14 protein-coding genes are annotated in these 17,920 nt (G+C 36.5%); 8 read left to right on the top strand and 6 right to left on the bottom strand.

The annotated features are described in order from the left end of the window. Window positions 1–52: 52 nt before the first annotated feature. Together KPC_RS08980 and icd are read left to right on the top strand one after the other, a co-directional pair. The gene (locus KPC_RS08980; protein WP_121974038.1) at window positions 53–2,104 is read left to right on the top strand and encodes a trypsin-like serine peptidase; all 2,052 of its coding nucleotides are present in this window, start codon (window positions 53–55) and stop codon (window positions 2,102–2,104) included. A gap of 943 nt (window positions 2,105–3,047) precedes the next feature. After that, window positions 3,048–4,304: an NADP-dependent isocitrate dehydrogenase gene (gene icd / locus KPC_RS08975; protein WP_121974037.1), complete on the top strand. Its 1,257-nt coding sequence runs from the start codon at window positions 3,048–3,050 to the stop codon at window positions 4,302–4,304. A 132-nt stretch (window positions 4,305–4,436) separates the two neighbouring features. On the opposite strand, the gene KPC_RS08970 is transcribed toward icd, so the two are convergent. From KPC_RS08970 to KPC_RS08960, 3 genes are all read right to left on the bottom strand, one after another. Further along, complete coding sequence (locus KPC_RS08970; protein WP_121974036.1) at window positions 4,437–5,801, bottom strand: nucleobase:cation symporter-2 family protein; 1,365 nt, start codon at window positions 5,799–5,801, stop codon at window positions 4,437–4,439. Between the two features lie 245 nt (window positions 5,802–6,046). Beyond that, complete coding sequence (locus KPC_RS08965) at window positions 6,047–6,670, bottom strand: riboflavin synthase subunit alpha (protein ID WP_121974035.1); 624 nt, start codon at window positions 6,668–6,670, stop codon at window positions 6,047–6,049. 106 nt (window positions 6,671–6,776) lie between these two features. After that, window positions 6,777–7,355 (bottom strand): flavin reductase family protein, encoded by a 579-nt coding sequence (locus KPC_RS08960; protein WP_121974034.1) that lies wholly within the window; start codon window positions 7,353–7,355, stop codon window positions 6,777–6,779. Window positions 7,356–7,561: 206 nt separating this feature from the next. On the opposite strand from KPC_RS08960, the gene KPC_RS08955 reads away from it, so the two are divergent. From KPC_RS08955 to KPC_RS08945, 3 genes are all read left to right on the top strand, one after another. Further along, window positions 7,562–8,953 (top strand): L-cystine transporter, encoded by a 1,392-nt coding sequence (locus KPC_RS08955; protein ID WP_121974033.1) that lies wholly within the window; start codon window positions 7,562–7,564, stop codon window positions 8,951–8,953. 300 nt (window positions 8,954–9,253) lie between these two features. Next, complete coding sequence (locus KPC_RS08950) at window positions 9,254–10,081, top strand: PhzF family phenazine biosynthesis protein (RefSeq protein ID WP_121974032.1); 828 nt, start codon at window positions 9,254–9,256, stop codon at window positions 10,079–10,081. A 190-nt stretch (window positions 10,082–10,271) separates the two neighbouring features. Continuing rightward, on the top strand, window positions 10,272–13,049 hold the full coding sequence (locus tag KPC_RS08945) for a M16 family metallopeptidase (protein WP_121974031.1): 2,778 nt from the start codon (window positions 10,272–10,274) through the stop codon (window positions 13,047–13,049). Window positions 13,050–13,117: 68 nt separating this feature from the next. Here the strand turns inward: KPC_RS08945 and KPC_RS08940 are convergent, their stop codons facing one another. Further along, on the bottom strand, window positions 13,118–14,008 hold the full coding sequence (locus tag KPC_RS08940; protein ID WP_121974030.1) for a LysR family transcriptional regulator ArgP: 891 nt from the start codon (window positions 14,006–14,008) through the stop codon (window positions 13,118–13,120). A gap of 130 nt (window positions 14,009–14,138) precedes the next feature. Here KPC_RS08940 and KPC_RS08935 point away from each other — a divergent pair, with 130 nt between their 5' ends. Beyond that, a complete protein-coding gene (locus KPC_RS08935) occupies window positions 14,139–14,735 on the top strand; it encodes a LysE/ArgO family amino acid transporter (protein WP_121974029.1) in 597 nt (198 codons plus the stop codon). A gap of 86 nt (window positions 14,736–14,821) precedes the next feature. On the opposite strand, the gene KPC_RS08930 is transcribed toward KPC_RS08935, so the two are convergent. Next, entirely contained in the window at window positions 14,822–15,886 is a 1,065-nt protein-coding gene (locus KPC_RS08930) for an amidohydrolase family protein (RefSeq protein WP_121974028.1), read from the bottom strand. Between the two features lie 119 nt (window positions 15,887–16,005). Beyond that, complete coding sequence (locus tag KPC_RS08925; RefSeq protein WP_121974027.1) at window positions 16,006–16,401, bottom strand: DUF3144 domain-containing protein; 396 nt, start codon at window positions 16,399–16,401, stop codon at window positions 16,006–16,008. Between the two features lie 105 nt (window positions 16,402–16,506). On the opposite strand from KPC_RS08925, the gene KPC_RS08920 reads away from it, so the two are divergent. Both KPC_RS08920 and KPC_RS08915 read left to right on the top strand, forming a co-directional pair. Then, window positions 16,507–17,142 (top strand): hypothetical protein, encoded by a 636-nt coding sequence (locus KPC_RS08920; protein WP_121974026.1) that lies wholly within the window; start codon window positions 16,507–16,509, stop codon window positions 17,140–17,142. Window positions 17,143–17,260: 118 nt separating this feature from the next. Beyond that, the coding region (locus tag KPC_RS08915) for a 6TM ABC transporter family protein (RefSeq protein ID WP_146196636.1) at window positions 17,261–17,920 on the top strand (660 nt) is incomplete at its 3' end.

Genomic DNA, 17,920 nt, shown 5'->3' with positions numbered 1-17,920 from the left:
AAATTGTTTTTTAGAAATTATAAATCAATTATTAAATTTAAAGAGTGATCCTATGAAAACAAATATTAAACCCTTTGGAAAGATAAGTTTATTGCTCAGCTCTATTTTACTAGCAGCTTGTGGCTCGGATGATAATTCGACATCAGCAAGTAGTAATAGTAATTTTTCAAATTCGGCCAATACAACTGTAATGGCAGTATCTGGAGAGGTGGTTGGTGTCCCAATTCAAAAAAATGTTCAGATCGTTCCAGAAAACATTACTGCTACGGCTTACATTGAAACGGTTTATGAAGAAAATGCAGAAAAGTTAAAGCTGGTTTTTGACAATATTAAGCTGCCAGAAGGTACTTATGTTGAAATTATAGATAGTGATAATCAAAGCCAGATTTATAAGTTAGCAGATACTCTGGCTTCTGGTGTCATTGTGAAAGGTGACTCTGCGACAATTCGAGTGGTATTACCTGATGTCAACGCCAACGCTTCGTTAGGTCTGAAATATATTACTGTTGAGCAGAAACGTCTAAAAAGAGAACCTAGAATTCTGGTTGGTGCTGATGATAGGCGACCGCTTGAGTGCTTTGCAGGAACGAGTATTTATGATCGATCATTAGCAGCTGCAAATGCGAGGTTTGGTGGATGGGGATCGGGTGCGATTGTGGGTAATGGTCGCTATATGTTAACTAATAGTCATGTGGTTGGTCATGAAGTTCCACAAAATGCGAATGTAAATGGTTACTTACTATTGGGTTGGTTTAATGAAAGTTGCGATTCAGAACGCCAGTTAGAGGTTAATAGTATTCCACTTCGTACCGATAACGTAGCGGTTACTGGTGGAGCTGGTGGAAATAATGATTACGCTCTTGTCCGTCTAAATGAGTTTGATGTACAACATTCAGGTGCGTTAACAGTCTTTGGGAGTATGAGGATTAGAACCGAAGGAGAAAATAAGGTTGGTGATGAGATTTATATTCCTCAATATGGTAATGGTGGGGTTCAACCAATGGTCATTGGGGATCGTCATGAAAATGAAAATGCGAAAATTATTAAGCTTCAAGAAGGACGAATCAGATATAACGTAGATACCCAAAGTGGAAGTTCCGGGTCACCTGTTATATCCAGACAATTAAATGAAATCATAGGGGTACATTGGGGAACAAGTGCTTCAGGGGGTAATGATGCGGTTGCTTTAACCACGCTACAAAACAATGTATTACCAGTATTTGCTAATAATAATACAAGTGTAATAGGTCAAGGTAAATTTAAAGGTAATCAACTTATTATTCCACCATTTGAGTTGACGGAAGGATATGAGCCGCTGCACTTACCCGATAATAGTCTTGTAACACCATTTGGCGGAATTACCATTACTCATCATGGTCGCTATTCTGAGGTTGAGCTTGATAGTCAGAATGTAGCAAATGATAACAATGTTATTAAGCTTCGTTACCGTCTAGCCTTAAAATCAAGTTCAGGAGAGAGGGATTTATCTGCGCCAACGACTGACTCCAATATTCTTTTAATTTGGAGAGTTTCTGGTGAGAGTAATCAGAATAGTGAAACGAAGTTTATTAGTTGGTTACCTTTAAGAGTTAGTAATGCACAAGGAAATTTAGTACAAAATCGTATTTTACATCTGACCCGGAGTAAATATGACCCTTATACTTCGCCATTTGATATTAATGCATCAGATACAATTAAAACTGATCTAGTGATTAGTGATGCAAGTAAGAATGCAACTGTTTCACAATTAAATGAAGGTGCACAATATAGTTATATTGCTGCTTATACAGGTGAGGGACCAACAGTTCTTGATTCAAAAAAAGAACCTGGTTTTGCGACTATTTATGTACCAATTAAGCGGGCAGATGGACAAGAAGTTGTAGTCAAGCTAAGAGGGTATAGATCTACGGACTGTGGTTCTCGAGCGATGAATTATAGTGTTGGATGTGCTAGTGGTCAAAAAAGTACATTCCGTGTAGATTATGTCCCAAGTGATAATCCAGATCTTGCAAAAGGAACTTATACTGGAATATTGCCTGTATTTGCTCAAGCTAAAGATGCTAAGAAAAATATTTTGGTGAACATCAAACTGACTCAACCTTGATCATTTTATAGGTATATCTAGTATATGCCAACCCAGGATTTATATAGACCTGATTAATCCATCTCATGTTCCATATACGATGGATTGTTAAGTGAGTTGCGTATTGATCGTAACAAGGCTCATCGCAAGATGGGCTTTTTTGTTGACTAAATCAGTATATTTTTAGGACAGTGAGTTTCAATAATCAGGATTGTGTCAGGCTTTATATGGTTGTTAATATTTATTCAACACTAGGCAGTGTTTTTTGGTTTGATCCTGTTTTATTTACCCCAATAGAGCAGGATTTTTTTTGTATAAATTTGAGTAAATATTTTATATAGAAAGTCTGATCGCAGTAAAATTAAATGTATCTATAAACTATGTACATAAACAGAAGAAAAATATTTACTAAAGTAAAAGTAATTAAGTTTTCAGGATATATCGATAGAGACTGAAAGGGATCTAAGTCTTAAAACTGAATATTGTGAAATAGGTGCAAGCATTGGTAAATGAACGCTAAGTTGGTAAAAAACTAAATGAAATGGTAGTAGTCTGTTATAGAGAACTATTTTTCAATGAAAAATGTCGGGAGGCATTTTGGGATCAGATATCTAACTACTTTTTGATTGGCGCAATTCTAATCGCTTTAAATTGAGGGGATTGATGTAACGATCTGTTTTAATTAGATATATTGTTGAGTGGCTTTGTTATATGAGATCAATATGAGTTAATTAGCTATGATTTATTGTTAAGAATGATTTTTATAAAAAATGCTTTTTGTATCAAAATAAATATATAAAACACTATGTTTTATTTAAAAGGAAAATGTAGCTATTCTCTATATAAATCTTAAAACACTGGATTTCGATTAGAAAATTATGCGATAAGAAATGATGAAAGTAATGTCTATTGGCAATTATTTTTAAAAATCGCCAACTATAAATAAAAAGGGAGAACCAGTACAATGGGTTATCAGAAGATCATAGTACCTGCAGATGGTACAAAAATTACCGTTAATGCAGACTTGTCACTGAATGTTCCAAATCACCCAATCATTCCATTTATTGAGGGTGACGGTATTGGGGTTGATATTACACCTACAATGAAAGCTGTAGTTGATGCAGCTATTCAAAAAGCATATGGTGGCAAACGTTCAATCGAATGGATGGAAGTATATTGCGGCGAGAAAGCCGATAAAATTTATGGCACCTATATGCCAGAAGAGACTTTTGAAGCACTTCGTGAGTTTGTTGTTTCAATCAAGGGACCATTGACCACACCTGTTGGTGGTGGGATTCGTTCATTAAATGTTGCATTGCGTCAGGAATTGGATCTTTACGTGTGTGTACGTCCAGTGCGTTGGTTTGAAGGTGTACCTTCTCCAGTTCAGCATCCAGAGTTAACGGATATGGTTATCTTCCGTGAAAATTCAGAAGACATTTATGCTGGAATTGAGTGGAAAGCGGATTCTCCTGAAGCGAAAAAAGTCATTAAATTCCTCAAAGAAGAAATGGGTGTAACAAAAATTCGTTTTGAAGAAAACTGTGGTATAGGAATCAAACCTGTATCAAAAGAGGGGACACAACGACTTGTCCGTAAAGCCATCCAATTTGCTATAGATAATGATAAGCCATCTGTAACTTTGGTACATAAAGGCAATATCATGAAATACACTGAAGGTGCATTCAAAGAATGGGGTTATGAGCTTGCAATAGACCGTTTCGGTGGGGAACTCATTGATGGTGGTCCTTGGGTTAAAATCAAAAACCCTAAAACAGGTAAGGATATTATAATAAAAGACGTGATTGCAGATGCCTTTTTACAACAAATTTTGATGCGTCCTGCTGAATATTCTGTCATTGCGACATTGAACTTGAACGGTGATTATATTTCTGATGCGCTTGCTGCCGAAGTTGGAGGAATTGGTATCGCCCCAGGGGCAAATATTGGCGGAGCAATCTCGGTTTATGAAGCAACTCATGGTACGGCACCTAAATATGCGGGACAGGACAAGGTAAACCCTGGTTCTATTATTCTTTCTGCTGAAATGATGCTTCGTGATATGGGATGGACAGAAGCAGCTGATCTGATTATTCAAGGTGTTTCTGGTGCAATTTCTGCCAAAACAGTTACTTATGATTTTGAACGTTTAATGCCTGGTGCAACTTTACTTCGTTGTTCGGAATTTGGTCAGGCAATCATTGAAAATATGGAAAAGTAGCTTTTCATAAGACTTGTTTATAAAAAAGCTACATCAATGAATGAAAAACCCTATAAGTTGGATATAACTTATAGGGTATTTTTATGAGTTATTTTTAGTGGCTTATACATTCCATTATCAATATTTTATGGTTTAACTATGTGTAATGCTTCGAGTATTACTTTGGATGACTGTATTTCTAACTTTTTTATGTATTTTAAAATGGTGAAAGAAAATATTTAAAAATACTGCAACTAGACATGTTGTACTGATACCTGAGTGAAATAATGTTTGTAATGTTTTTGGAAAGTGATGAAAAAATTCAGGAGTAATAAGGGGGATTAGGCCTGCACAAATGGAGATGGCAACAATGATGAGATTAGATTGAACTTGATAATCTATTTTAGATAGGGTGCGGATACCGCTGGCAGCAACACTTCCAAATAGCACTATGCCTGCTCCACCCAAAACAGGTGCCGGGACAGCAGCGACTAAGCGACCAAATATTGGTAATAAACCTAAAACAAGAAGAATTGCACCACCAGTAGCTACAACAAATCGGCTTTTAACCCCCGTTACTGCAACTAATCCTACATTTTGCACAAAAGCACATTGCATAAATGAACCGAAAAATGGAGCAATAGCAGAAGACAACATATCTGCTCTTAACCCGTTTGCAAGACGCTGACTATCAACTTTCGTATTAACGATTTCACCAATGGCTAAAAGACTGGCAGTGGTTTCTGTCAAAATCACAATTGTCACGATGCACATTGTCAATATCGCAGGTAATTCAAATCTTGGTGTACCGAAAGCAAAAAATTGAGGAAGTGCAATCCATTCACCTTGTGCAATTTGGGAAAAGTCTGCCATACCTATGAGATAAGCAAATATGGTTCCAATGATCATCGAAATCAGAACAGATAAACGACTGATTAAACCTGAACTAAGTTTGCTCAGGATTAATAATGTAATCAGTGTAAATGCTGCTAGTCCCAGATTTTCAAGCGATCCAAAATTGTCAGCTTTTGGATTGCCACCCATCATCCAGCGAATTGCAACAGGTAATAGGGAAATCCCGATGATCGTAATAATCGAACCCGTTACAATTGGAGGGAAAAAACGGATAATTTTGGAAAAAAATGGTGCAATAAGAATTCCAAAAATAGAACTAATAATGACAGCACCCAAAATAGTCTGGATGCCACCACCAGTTGTTCCTATTGCGATCATACTGGCAACTGCGGCAAATGATGTTCCTTGCACTATCGGCAGTTTTGCACCAAACCATCTCATGCCTAGTGTTTGTAATAATGTGGCTAAGCCACCCACCAGAATTGAGGCAGTGATCAAAAGGCTAATATCTGCTGTCGACATGCCAATAGCAGTACCAACAACGAGAGGTGCAGCAATCAGTCCACCATACATAGTCAATACATGTTGCAAACCAAAAGTTAAATTTTTGGATAATCCAAGTTTCTCATTTTCTGGTGCAATTTGATTTGATTCACTATTCATATAAATCCCTGATCCAAATTTTTCTCTTATTTGGATAGAGCAATTTATATGCCAGCTTTTTATTACGTTAGATTTTTAAATTGAATGAATATACTGACATGAATGTATGTGAGTCATTAAAAAACTGATATTGGCTATATCATGAAATATTGCAAATTGACCATGTAAGATATTGAGTAAACTCAGGATAATTTTTTGCTTTAAGCAGAAGTTTTAAGCAAGATTAGCTTACAGGCTCAGTTTATTCAAAGTTTATTACGTTGGTAAATACCTTCAAGAGTATCAACCAGTGTTCTAGTGGTCTGGTCTATTTCATAGTTGAGCAGGTCATTTTCACGCACATTTTTAAAATTGGTTAAGCGTAAGGTTTCTGGAATGAGATCAACTGTGATAGTTGATTCTTCAAGGTTGACACTGTTGATAGTCAGACTGCAACCATGTAAACCAATAAATCCTTTTAAAAAGAAATATTTAATTTTTTCCTTTGGTATTGCAATTTCCAGGTGTAAGGTTTCACCAGTCCGCCTTAAATGTTTGACTCGTGCAGTACCCTCGATATGTCCATAGAGGTTATGTCCACCATTTTCCATGCCCATTTTGAATGAACGTTCAATATTAACGATATCTTGTGGCTGGAGTGTACCTAAAGTTGTAACTTGTTTGGTTTGATCAGAAATATCAAAGCTGACTAGATTTTGATCTTTGAGTATCTGTGTAACCGTAAGGCAGGTTCCATTAATCGCAACACTTGCACCGATAAAAACATCATCCAAAAAGCCGTGTCTATTAGTGATAATCGCTGTTGAATAGCCATCTTTATTATGGACAGAATCAATAACTTCTGTTCCTAAAACAATACCTGTATACATTTATATTTACTCTGATGATCTCAAAATATGTTAGCTCTAGCGTATGCTATTTAAAGATTCTATGCATTTACTTTTATAAGCATAGGTTTCGTAAAGCTGGATGAGGTCAAGTCTTGTTGGCATCGACTGGATCACCGATGCTGTAATAATGACCACCAGCAACATGATGAATACTTTTCCATTCATCTGAAACTTCATGATAATACCAGTGACCATCCCTGAAAACACGACTATCTGCATAGGCTGCAATCACTTTTCCAATAAATAAATCATGAGTCAACTGGTTGTGAGGTTCTGGGATTAATTCGCAAATGATCCAGGCTGAACAGCCTTCAACCATAGGTAAGTCATAGTCAGCAAACTGAAATAAAGGTGTATGGCAGTTTTCAAGTTTTTCAGGATGGTCGGTTTTTGAAATAGAGCCTAAGGCTTGTACCAGTTTAATTTGTTTTAAAGTAGGAACTTGTAAGACAAAATAGCCTGATTTCTCAATCAGCTTTCGTGTGTAGGTACTTTTGTCTAAAACAACAGAAACTTTTGCTGGTACTAATTCTAGTGCACATGCCCAGGCAGCACTCATCACATCACGATCATTTTGATGCTGTGCAGAAACGAGAACGGTAGGGCCGTGATTAAGCAGTCGATAGGTTTTAGCAAGCTCAACAGGTTGGATATGATTGTTCATGGTTATTTATATATCACAATGAAAAAATATCTTTAGCATATTTAATAAAATACTTATTCTTTTTATGAATTAAGATGCTATCTAAATGATTTTTAGTTGAATAAATTTTGTTAAGTGATCATCTTTAAAATCAATAAAAATGATAACAACTGTTAAGCAATCATGCATTGACTTATAATCCTTATATCAAAACTTGTGGATTTCTAATGAACATTGCACTCATTCTGAATATAGCCGTATTCATTCTGTTATTAATACTGCTGATGCAAACCCGGAAAACCAGTTGGAGTCTGGCTAAAAAAGTGTTTGCAGGTCTATGTTTGGGAGTGGTATTTGGTCTGGGACTGCATCTGGTTTATGGTGAAAATACTCTAGTCTTAAAAGAATCTATTCAGTGGTTCAACATTGTGGGTAATGGTTATGTGAAACTATTGCAAATGGTCGTGATGCCTCTGGTCTTGGTTTCAATTTTAAGTGCCGTCATTAAACTGCATGATGCAGGATCTTTGGGGAAAATCAGTGTTTACAGTATTGGAACGTTACTGGTAACGACATTTATAGCAGCATTAGTTGGTGTGTTTGTTACCAATTTATTTGGCTTGACTGCAGCAGGACTGGTACAAGGAACACAGGAAACCGAACGTTTAAATGCGATTCAGTCAGATTATATTGGTAAAGTGACTGATCTCAATGTCCCCGATATGATTTTGTCCTTTATCCCAAATAATCCGTTTGCAGAACTTACAGGAGCGCATCCTACATCTATTATCAGTGTCGTGATTTTTGCCGCTTTTCTGGGAGTTGCAGGTTTAAAACTCATACAAGATAATGCAGAAAAAGGGCAATATCTTCTGACCGCAATTGATGTAGTCCAGTCCTGGGTCATGAAACTGGTACGTGTTGTGATGCTGTTAACTCCTTATGGAGTTTTCGCATTGATTACCAAAGTTGTTGCCAGTTCAAACCTCGCAGATATTGTGAATCTTGGCGGATTTCTGGTTGCTTCATATCTGGGCTTGGGCATCATGTTTGTGGTACATGCTATCATTCTGGCACTGACAGGAATCAATCCGATACGTTTCTTCAAAAAAGTTTTACCTGTTCTGACTTTTGCTTTTACAAGCCGGTCTAGCGCAGCCAGTATTCCATTAAATATTGAGGCACAAACACGTCGTTTAGGTGTTCCTGAATCGATTGCCAGTTTTTCAGCTTCATTTGGAGCAACAATTGGTCAAAATGGTTGTGCCGGTTTATATCCAGCAATGTTAGCGGTTATGGTTGCACCAACAGTTGGAATTAACCCGTTAGACCCTGTATGGATAGTAACATTGGTCTGTGTCGTTACTTTAAGTTCGATTGGCGTTGCTGGTGTGGGTGGTGGTGCGACATTTGCAGCATTGATTGTACTGCCAGTTATGGGTTTACCTGTCACATTGGTGGCTCTACTGATTTCAATCGAACCACTGATTGATATGGGACGTACTGCACTCAATGTTGATGGTTCTATGACTGCGGGTGTTGTTACCAGTCAACTTATGGGACAGACAGATAAAGCTATTTTATTGTCAGAAGAACAAGAAGAGTTAAAGCATAGCTGATTGCGTTTATGTGCCCCCAAATTAACTAAAAAACAGGGTCTGTAAACAGACCCTGTAATCTTACTTTTATCTGATGTACTTTCAAACTCTTATAAAGTCTGTGGAGTGTTCCTAATCCTCAACGAGATAATTTCAAGCTCAATACGAGCAAAGGAAAGATCTAAAATCATTCACCATAGAGCTATTACTCACAACGATGATTATTTATATCTAAATAATCTGTGTCTATTTTTAATATTAAATTGTATCTGTATCTGTTTTGAAAGATGATTAATATAAAAGCTCAAAAGGAGAAAATTGATGAAAATGTACCAAGTTGATGCTTTTACAAAAGAATTATTTAAAGGTAATCCAGCAGCTGTATTGGTTCTGGATGAGTGGTTAGATGAGCAGCTCATGCAAAATATTGCCGCAGAAAATAATCTGGCAGAAACAGCATTTGTTAAAAGGATTGACACAGAAAACTATGAAATCCGCTGGTTTACACCAAAAGTAGAAGTGGATTTTTGTGGCCATGCTACATTGGCAAGTGCATTCGTTTTATTTCAGTTTTTTACAGAGCTAAAAGAGTTTATTTTCCATGTTAAGAATTTAGGTCAGTTTATTATTCGACAGGATACTGATGGGAAAATTACCATGAATTTCCCTATTCGGCCTGTATCTACATTGGAAAATTATCCAGCACTTTTAAATGAGGTGATTGATCGCCCCATCCAGGATGTTTATATAAACGAACAGGCTTATATTTTAGTTCTGGAAAGTGAGCAGGATGTTATCGAGGCAATCCCAAATCTTGAGAATATCCGTAAAATCCAACTTGATTCTCTGCAGAATGAAGCGCTTGATACTAAGATTTGTCTGGATGTCACGATTACGTCACTTTCTCAAAAATATGATTATGTTTCACGTTATTTCGCACCATTGATAGGAATCGATGAAGATCCGGTTACTGGTTCAATGCATACGGGTTTGGCACCTTTCTGGGCAGAAAAGCTGGCAAAGAGGCAGCTAGTGGGATATCAGGCATCTGAGCGTGGTGGTGAGTTGTATAGTGAAATATTAGAAAATCAGCGAATTGAAATTTCAGGTTATGCCAAGCTATTTATGCAGGCTGAGATCGAAGTTTAAACCTGAACTGACAATATTTAAGACAATTCTGATCTTATTGAAAAATAAAAACTTTGATATTTTTACATAAAACTTTAAAAGCCGTTGAAATAAACGGCAATCTTTTCAAAAAATGACTACAAATTTGTAAATGTATTTCCTAATATATCTGGCGGTTTATCATTCAAATTTAAAAAAATCTGGAAATAACATGTTCATGCGTTTTAAGCAACTTACTCTCTCCCTATGTTTGATTGGTATTAGTGCGTCTGGGTTAGCGCAAACGGTTTTAGTCAAAAATCAACAAAATATTGAAGAATATAAATTAGATAATGGTTTTAGAGTAATACTTGCACCAAATGACAGAGAAAATAAAGTATTTGTAAATACTGTTTATTTCACAGGTTCATTAAATGATCCACAGGGCAAAGGTGGGCTTGCCCATCTACTTGAACATCTGGCTTTTAAAGGTACCCAAGATGTAAAAGGTGATGAATTCCAACGTCGATTGGATCAATATACCTTGATGACCAATGCCAGTACGGATTATTATTCCACCAAATATACGAATATTGTCCGTCCTGAGAAAACAGCACTAGACCAGATCATTTATCTGGAATCTCAGCGTATGGATAAACTGGTATTACAAGAAAAATTTGTACCATCAGAGATCAATATCGTGATGCGTGAAAGGGAAGTCAGGATGGATCAACCTTTTGCTGTACTCATGGATCAGATGTGGAAAGCTGCGTATGGCAACAAATCGTTAGGTCGCTTGCCGATAGGTGATTTGAATGAACTCAAATCTATTAAAATGGATGAGCTAAACAAATTTTATAGAGCCTGGTACGCACCGAATAATGCTGTAATGGTTGTTGCAGGTAAATTTAATAAGGCAGATGTGCTAAAAGCAATTGACGAAAACTTTAGTCCGATACCAGCACGAGCAATTCCTGAACAGGCAAAAGTACCTTTACTGGATTCAAGTAATATCAAGCTTCGTAACTTTATGGTTCAAAAAGGTAGTGATTTAGCGAAGTTCCATATTTACATGAATGGTAAAAATGAAAAAATTCAACCAGCTTTAGCTTTATCTCCATACTTATATACTTTGCAACCAAGTGGGCATTTATATAAAAGCATGGTTGAGACAGGGATTGCGACAAATGTTGAAGCGACAACATGGTTAAATCCAGATTTCAATCTGGTGTTTATGGGAGCCATTTATTCTCCAACCAACGATTCAAATAAAATTGAAAGTGCTTTGATCTCTGGGGTTGAGAACAATGCTGAATTTAATCAGACAGAATTGAGTCGCGTGAAGAACTTAGTCAAAAATGCTGCCGATAGTATGCTGAGTAATTCTGTTGCAGTTGGAAGTATGCTGAGTGAATATGTCGTTTCAAATAAAGGTGATTGGGGGCAATACTTCAAAGATCAGCAAGCAATCCAGAGTTTGAGTGTTTCCGATACCAATAAAACATTAAAAGAGTTTTTGACACCTGCACATCGTTTCTCTGGTGATATTAAACCAACACCTGAAGATCAAAAGAAAGCCATGCAGATGCAAAAAGACCCTGCACAAAAGAAAACGCTAGATCAGACTGTAGAGCAACCTGAACCATTGAAAGATCCGAGTGTTTATAAAAAAGAAGTTGCAGAATATCTTGCAACTTCGAAAACTTATCTGGATGCAACTGAAAAGAAAATCCAGCGAGGTTCTTTTAAAAATGGTATGCAATATGCTTTGTTTCCAACGCAAACACGTGATAATAAAACGTATGCAACTTTAACAGTTGATTTTGGTACCGTAGATTCATTGTTTAATCAGTCGGAAATTCTGGATCTAACAGCCTATTTATTACTGCGCGCATCAGAGCAATATAGTTTGCAGGATATTGCAGATAAGTCTATTGATGCAGGTGGTTTGGCAACAGCAACAGCTGATGGTAATGGCATGACCATTCAAATTGTGGCGAAAAAAGAAAAGTTTGAGGATTTTTTTAAATACATTATTGAGGTAATGAAAAATCCCAAGTTTGAACAAAGCCAGTTTGATCTGATCAAATCGCAAAGTTTGGGGGATCTGGATCGACCTTATACCGAACCAGATGTAGTTGCTGCAATGACGATGGCACGCTTGCTAGAGATCTATAAACAGGGGGATTTACGTCATCATTTTGAACCTGAGTATGCAAAAACTCAGTTAAAAGCAGCGACTACGGATCAGGTCAAAGCACTTTACAAAAAATTCTTTGCCATGAATCACGCAGAAATTGCTATTACTGGTGATTACGATGCTAAAAATATGCAAAAGCTTTTAAAAAAAGAATTTGCAAACTGGAATAGTCATCAGCCTTATCAACGAATTACATCGGAATTTGTTAAATATCCAGGTCAGAAAGTGCATGCATTATCTGAACAACGTGAGTTTGGTAATTACAGCAGTATTCTCACAATTCCTGTCGGTGTCGATAACAAAGATGCAGCAGCATTGGTGATCTTCAATTATATTTTGGGTGACTCACAATTATCTTCACGTTTGGGGCAGGAGTTACGTGAAAAAAATGCACTGGTTTACGGGTTTAACAGTGATATTGATCTGGATGCTTATCAAGAGTCGGGTGCTTTAAAAATCGAGGCAAACTACACAGCTGGTAAGTCGGCACAAGTTTCAGAGGTGGTACACAAAGTACTGAATGAGTTACTGGCTAAAGGTGTGACTGAACAGGAAGTGGAAGCGGCAAAAGCCAGTATCATGAAGCAGCGTGTGACATCACTTGAAGATGAACGTGTTATTCATCGAATGCTTAATAGTCAACTTGATCGTAATAAAAATATGTCCAGTCGTGCGCAACGTGATCTGGAGTTTGCCAAACTCAGTAAAGCTGATGTAGATGCTGTAATTAAAAAGTATATTCAACCTGAACGACTGGTTGAAGTTGCTGCTGATCAATATGGACAGCCACAAAAACAGAGCAGCAAATAAAACTTTAACTTGACCATCAATTGATGTTTCCGTATGCGTTGTGAAGGCAGCGCATACTTTATAATGATTTACTGATTTAATGCTGATTTAGAGGCATGAATAATATGTTCTGTCACTGCATTTAATTGAGCTGACTGTTTTTTCCAGTGATGCCAATATAAATCAATATCTATAGTTGCTTCAGGGAGAATTTCAATCAGTTCTCCAGATTGTAATGCCTGCTCTAGTTGTAATTCTGGCACCATTCCATAACCTAAGCCAAGTTTAATCGCAGTTACAAACGAGTCTGAAGAGGGGATATAAGAATAGGGATAAGTCCCTTTAATTAATCCAAAAAGTTTCAGAATCATTTCAAAATGTATATGGTCTTTTTCATTAAAAATGATAGCGGGGGCAGTACGAAGCTTTTCGCGATTTATTCCTTTAGCAAACCATTTTTTAGAAAAAGCAGGACTTGAGACCATCTTATAGCGCATTTTCCCGAGAAATTTTGCTTCGCAACCTTGCATTGCCTGATGTTTGGTTGTGATACAGGCATTGACCAATCCTGTTTCCAAAAGAAGGTCGGTGTGTGATTGATCATCTATTTTTAGTTCTAAAAGTATTTTTTCTTTTAAAATAACTTGTTGCAAATTGGGCAAGAGCCATGTTGCCAATGAGTCAGCATTACATGCAATGGTAATTTTATAAAAATGTTGATGCGATTGACCTGTGAGGCTATGTAATAAATTTTGCTCTAAAAGGCGTGTATGTTGCAGATATTCAAGGACCTCTTTCCCTGATTGTGTGAGGGTGCAGGGACGTCCACGAATTAGCAATAGTTGTCCTAGGTTTTTCTCCAAAGCTTGCACACGCAAGGTAACAGCAGAAGGCGTTATACATAATTTCGCACCAGCGTGTTCAAAACTTCCTGTTTCAGCTACAGTCAAAAAAGCTTCACATTGTTTATGGTCTAACATTTATATCCTAAATTTTTTTTAGTTTGAGTTGAATATTCTTAATATTACTGAAGTATAGACAGGAATCAAAGATAATTAGCAGTATGACTCTGATGGGCTAATTCTTTTATTTGGAGCTGAGTTATTTGTCATGTCTGCTTTTATATATGGTCTTGGTACAGGTTTTTCATTAATTCTAGCAATTGGGGCGCAAAATGCGTTTGTTTTGAAGCAAGGTTTAAAAAAGCAACATGTCTTCTGGGTTTGTCTAATATGTGCTTTGTCTGATTCTATTTTAATCGGGCTTGGTGTCACAGGTTTTTCCAAAATCATTCAACAATACCCTTTGATCGTTGATGTTGCTAAATATTTTGGTGCGAGCTTTTTATTTTTTTATGGCTTAAAAAATTTGTATGCTGCCTTTAAACAGACTGCTGTATTGAACCCAAGTAATATTGAACCTGAAAGTTTATTCAAAATCATTGGATTATGTTTAGCATTCACTTGGCTAAACCCGCATGTATATCTGGATACCGTCATTCTGGTTGGGTCTATATCGGTACAGTTTGCACAGGATTATATTCAGTTTGCAGTTGGAGCAATGCTGGCAAGCTGGATTTTTTTCTTTGGTCTGGGGTATGCAGCAAGGTTTTTATTACCTTTGTTTCAAAAAGCCATTTCATGGAAAATACTGGATTTTATTATTGCCATTTTGATGTGGGGGATCGCTGTTTCATTAGTTATTTAGCAATGATTAATAATTTTAACATGTTGAATCTTATTCATAATGAAATATAAAGATACTGCTCATATAGGGCAGTATCTTTTTAAAACCTATAAACGATAGAACTGTTTAGAGTTGTGATGGAAAATATTCTCAAGGGCTTGCTCATCATATTCGTAAACAATATCACTAAATGCATCGATGATATTCACAAGTGTCGTGCTTACACTGTCCATGGGGAAATTTGATGCAAACATCACACGATAAGTACCAAAACTATCCAGTACATGAGTAATTAAAGGTGCAACAAGGTCAATAATTTCCTGTTTGGATGCCAGCTTGTTTTGTTTATGGAATTGGTGACCGAGAACAGGCATGAAAAGACCTGACATTTTGGTGTAAACATTTGGTAATGTTGAAAGTTCAGCTATATTTTCTTGCCATTCATAAAAAATATTTTCTCTTGCTGTTTTGGAAAGTCCTGTGTTCTGGCCAACTTTGCCAAATAAACCTGCAGGTGTACCAAAATGGTCGAGAACAATCGAAGTTTCAGGAAACTGCCTAGCCAGTGTAATTACATCAGGAATATCATTTGAATAGACCCAGGCATCAAAACTTAAATTCATTTGGGCAAGTAATTCAAAACCTTTTAAAAATTTTTTATCTGTATATAAGTGTGGAATGTCTGCCCAGGCATGAATTCCTTTATCTTCATGTACAGCAGCCATACGCCGAATACCGCGAATTTTTTTAGATTGCTTTTGATGCAGTTTAAGTATTTTCTTAAAATTCTGGTCACGAGGATCGGCTGTTGCCACAATACCGCCAAGTTTTACTGTTGTTTCATCAAATGCGAGAGATTCAATGAATCTGGTTTCTCCAACGACACCTTTGCCTTTCGCATCATGCCAACTGGCTTCGATGTGTACAACCTGTTCAACGTGATAATCACCTATGTCTTTTTTATAATTCTCTGGTAAATAGGCTTGAGTGATATGTGTTGTAAGACCTACTGTTTCAATCAAGTCCTTTGGTTTAACCAGGCGGACCATTTTATCCAGAAGATAAGGATATTTACCCAAAAGTTTAACAGCTAAATGAGCAGCATGAGGGGTATTGTAAGGATCCCACTGATGGATATGGGGATCAATAATTGGGAAACCGAGCTGTTGCATGATATTCCTGTTTTTATTTTACAGTTTTCATTAAATTACTATAAAAAACAGGAAATTCAAAAGTGCTTTAGTCAAAAAAGTGTAATAAAAAAGCTCCGTAGAGCTTTTAAATGGATAAATCAATGTTCGTGGTCGTGATCATGTTTGTGAGTATGAAAATCTTCATTCTTACGGAAACGTAAATAATTTTCAAATTGATCACAATATTCATCGTAATTGTCTTCCAGCATCATTTGAAATTGTTGCAACACATAAGACATGACTTCAGATTTAGCTTCACGCATCTCTTGACCATCTTTAAAAGTATTTGCTGCAACCCAGGTATTAAAGCGAGCTGTAGCAAAAAGCATGGCAGCGCTGACCTGTCCACGTAGCTCGGCAGGGTTGGGCTGAACACCTTTTGCAGGGCGACAGAACTCGTTGGCTTGTTTAATAAATTCATCTGCACGCTCAAAAAAAACCGCATTTAAAGCTTCTTCTTCGGTGACATCAGTAGCATCAATTTTTTGAGACATGACTTTTTCCAAACACAAAATTTCCCCACATTATAGGCAAAGACTTGCAGAAACTAAACCTCTCACTTATTCTAAAATAGCCTAAGTAGTTAAAGTGATACTGCCATGCAGGATGCGATTGCAATACAGAGTCTGAAAAGTGACATTGCTTTGTTAAGGCAAAATATATGGCCACCTGTAACCACACTGGCTCATGTTGAGGGATTGCCGATTTATTATGGTTCTAAAGCACAGGTTGCCGAGTATTACAAACAGTGGGCAGGTCTGATCGAAAGAGCTCAGGATTTATATCAACCATTTATGGAAGATGATGTTCTGGATGCAGTTCATTTACCAAGTCATCTCAATCTGCCTTTGTTTTACTTTCATGTAGACCGGATTCGTATTAATAAAACCCGTGCCAAAGAATCCAGGACTTTTCGGGGTATTGCAAGCCTTACTGAAAAATGCGGGCAGTTTGAAACTGAACAACTGGTTGCGATGTCTAGATGGTTAAATAGCGATGATACAGCAGCATTAGTTGCGCATCGGGAGTTTATTGATCTACGGGTTTATATTTTTCAGCATGGACAAAGCGAATACACTCGTACTCGTTTTTATGTGAATGGTTTGGTTTTGAGTACTGAAACTTATTTTAAGCTGATTGATGCCAGAGATAAACCACGTAAACAACGTAATGATAGTTATAGTGATCCATTGGCTGATAATGGTGTTTGGAAAGTATATGGAAAATATCGTTAATAATGAATAAGCTATTTATATGGTTAATTTTTTTATACAATTTATAAAAATAATAAACTTATCTGGATAGGCAGAATTGATTAGCATATCTGGTTCTGCCTTTTATAATGAAAATAAAATGAATCATTCTTTTAAAAGCTGGCTAAGTATCTATCGGGAAATATGGGAAGTTTTAAGAAGCCGTTATCATAATCCGGTACAACAAATATTGATTTTAGCACTGGTACAGATGGCTGTGATTGCATTGACCGTATTCATTCCATATATCATGAAACATATTGTTGATACTTCAGAGTTAAATGTAGAATCTTTAAATATAAAAAATATATTGAGTTTAAATAATCTATTGAGTTTAAATAATCTATATTTACTGGCCATTGCTTATGCACTGGGATGGTTAGTGAGTAATATATTAACTCAGATACGTAATTTGCTAACATCATTTATGATGTTAAATGTTGAAACTTCATTGACCTACTCTTCAATCGCAAGTTTTTTTAATCTTAGGCATGATGAGCAAAAAAAGATTGAGGTAGGGGATTTAAGTACGGATATTCGACGCGGAGCTATTGCTTATGGGCAAATTAATAATACGATTTTATTTATTCTAACACCGATTTTATTGCAAATCATATCAATAGTATGGATTTTGTCTCACAATATAGGATTAAACTATGCAATTTATTTTATGTTTTTTGCTGTGGTTACTTTTATTGTGACGATCATAATTACATTTAAAACAAAAGATATTTACTCATCATTTTATAATGCCCAGAAT

This window comes from Acinetobacter stercoris, from assembly GCF_900323515.1.
Classification (GTDB): Bacteria; Pseudomonadota; Gammaproteobacteria; order Pseudomonadales; family Moraxellaceae; genus Acinetobacter; species Acinetobacter stercoris.
The sequence above is the reverse complement of the archived record's forward strand: the minus strand, read 5'-3'. Positions and strand labels throughout refer to the sequence as shown.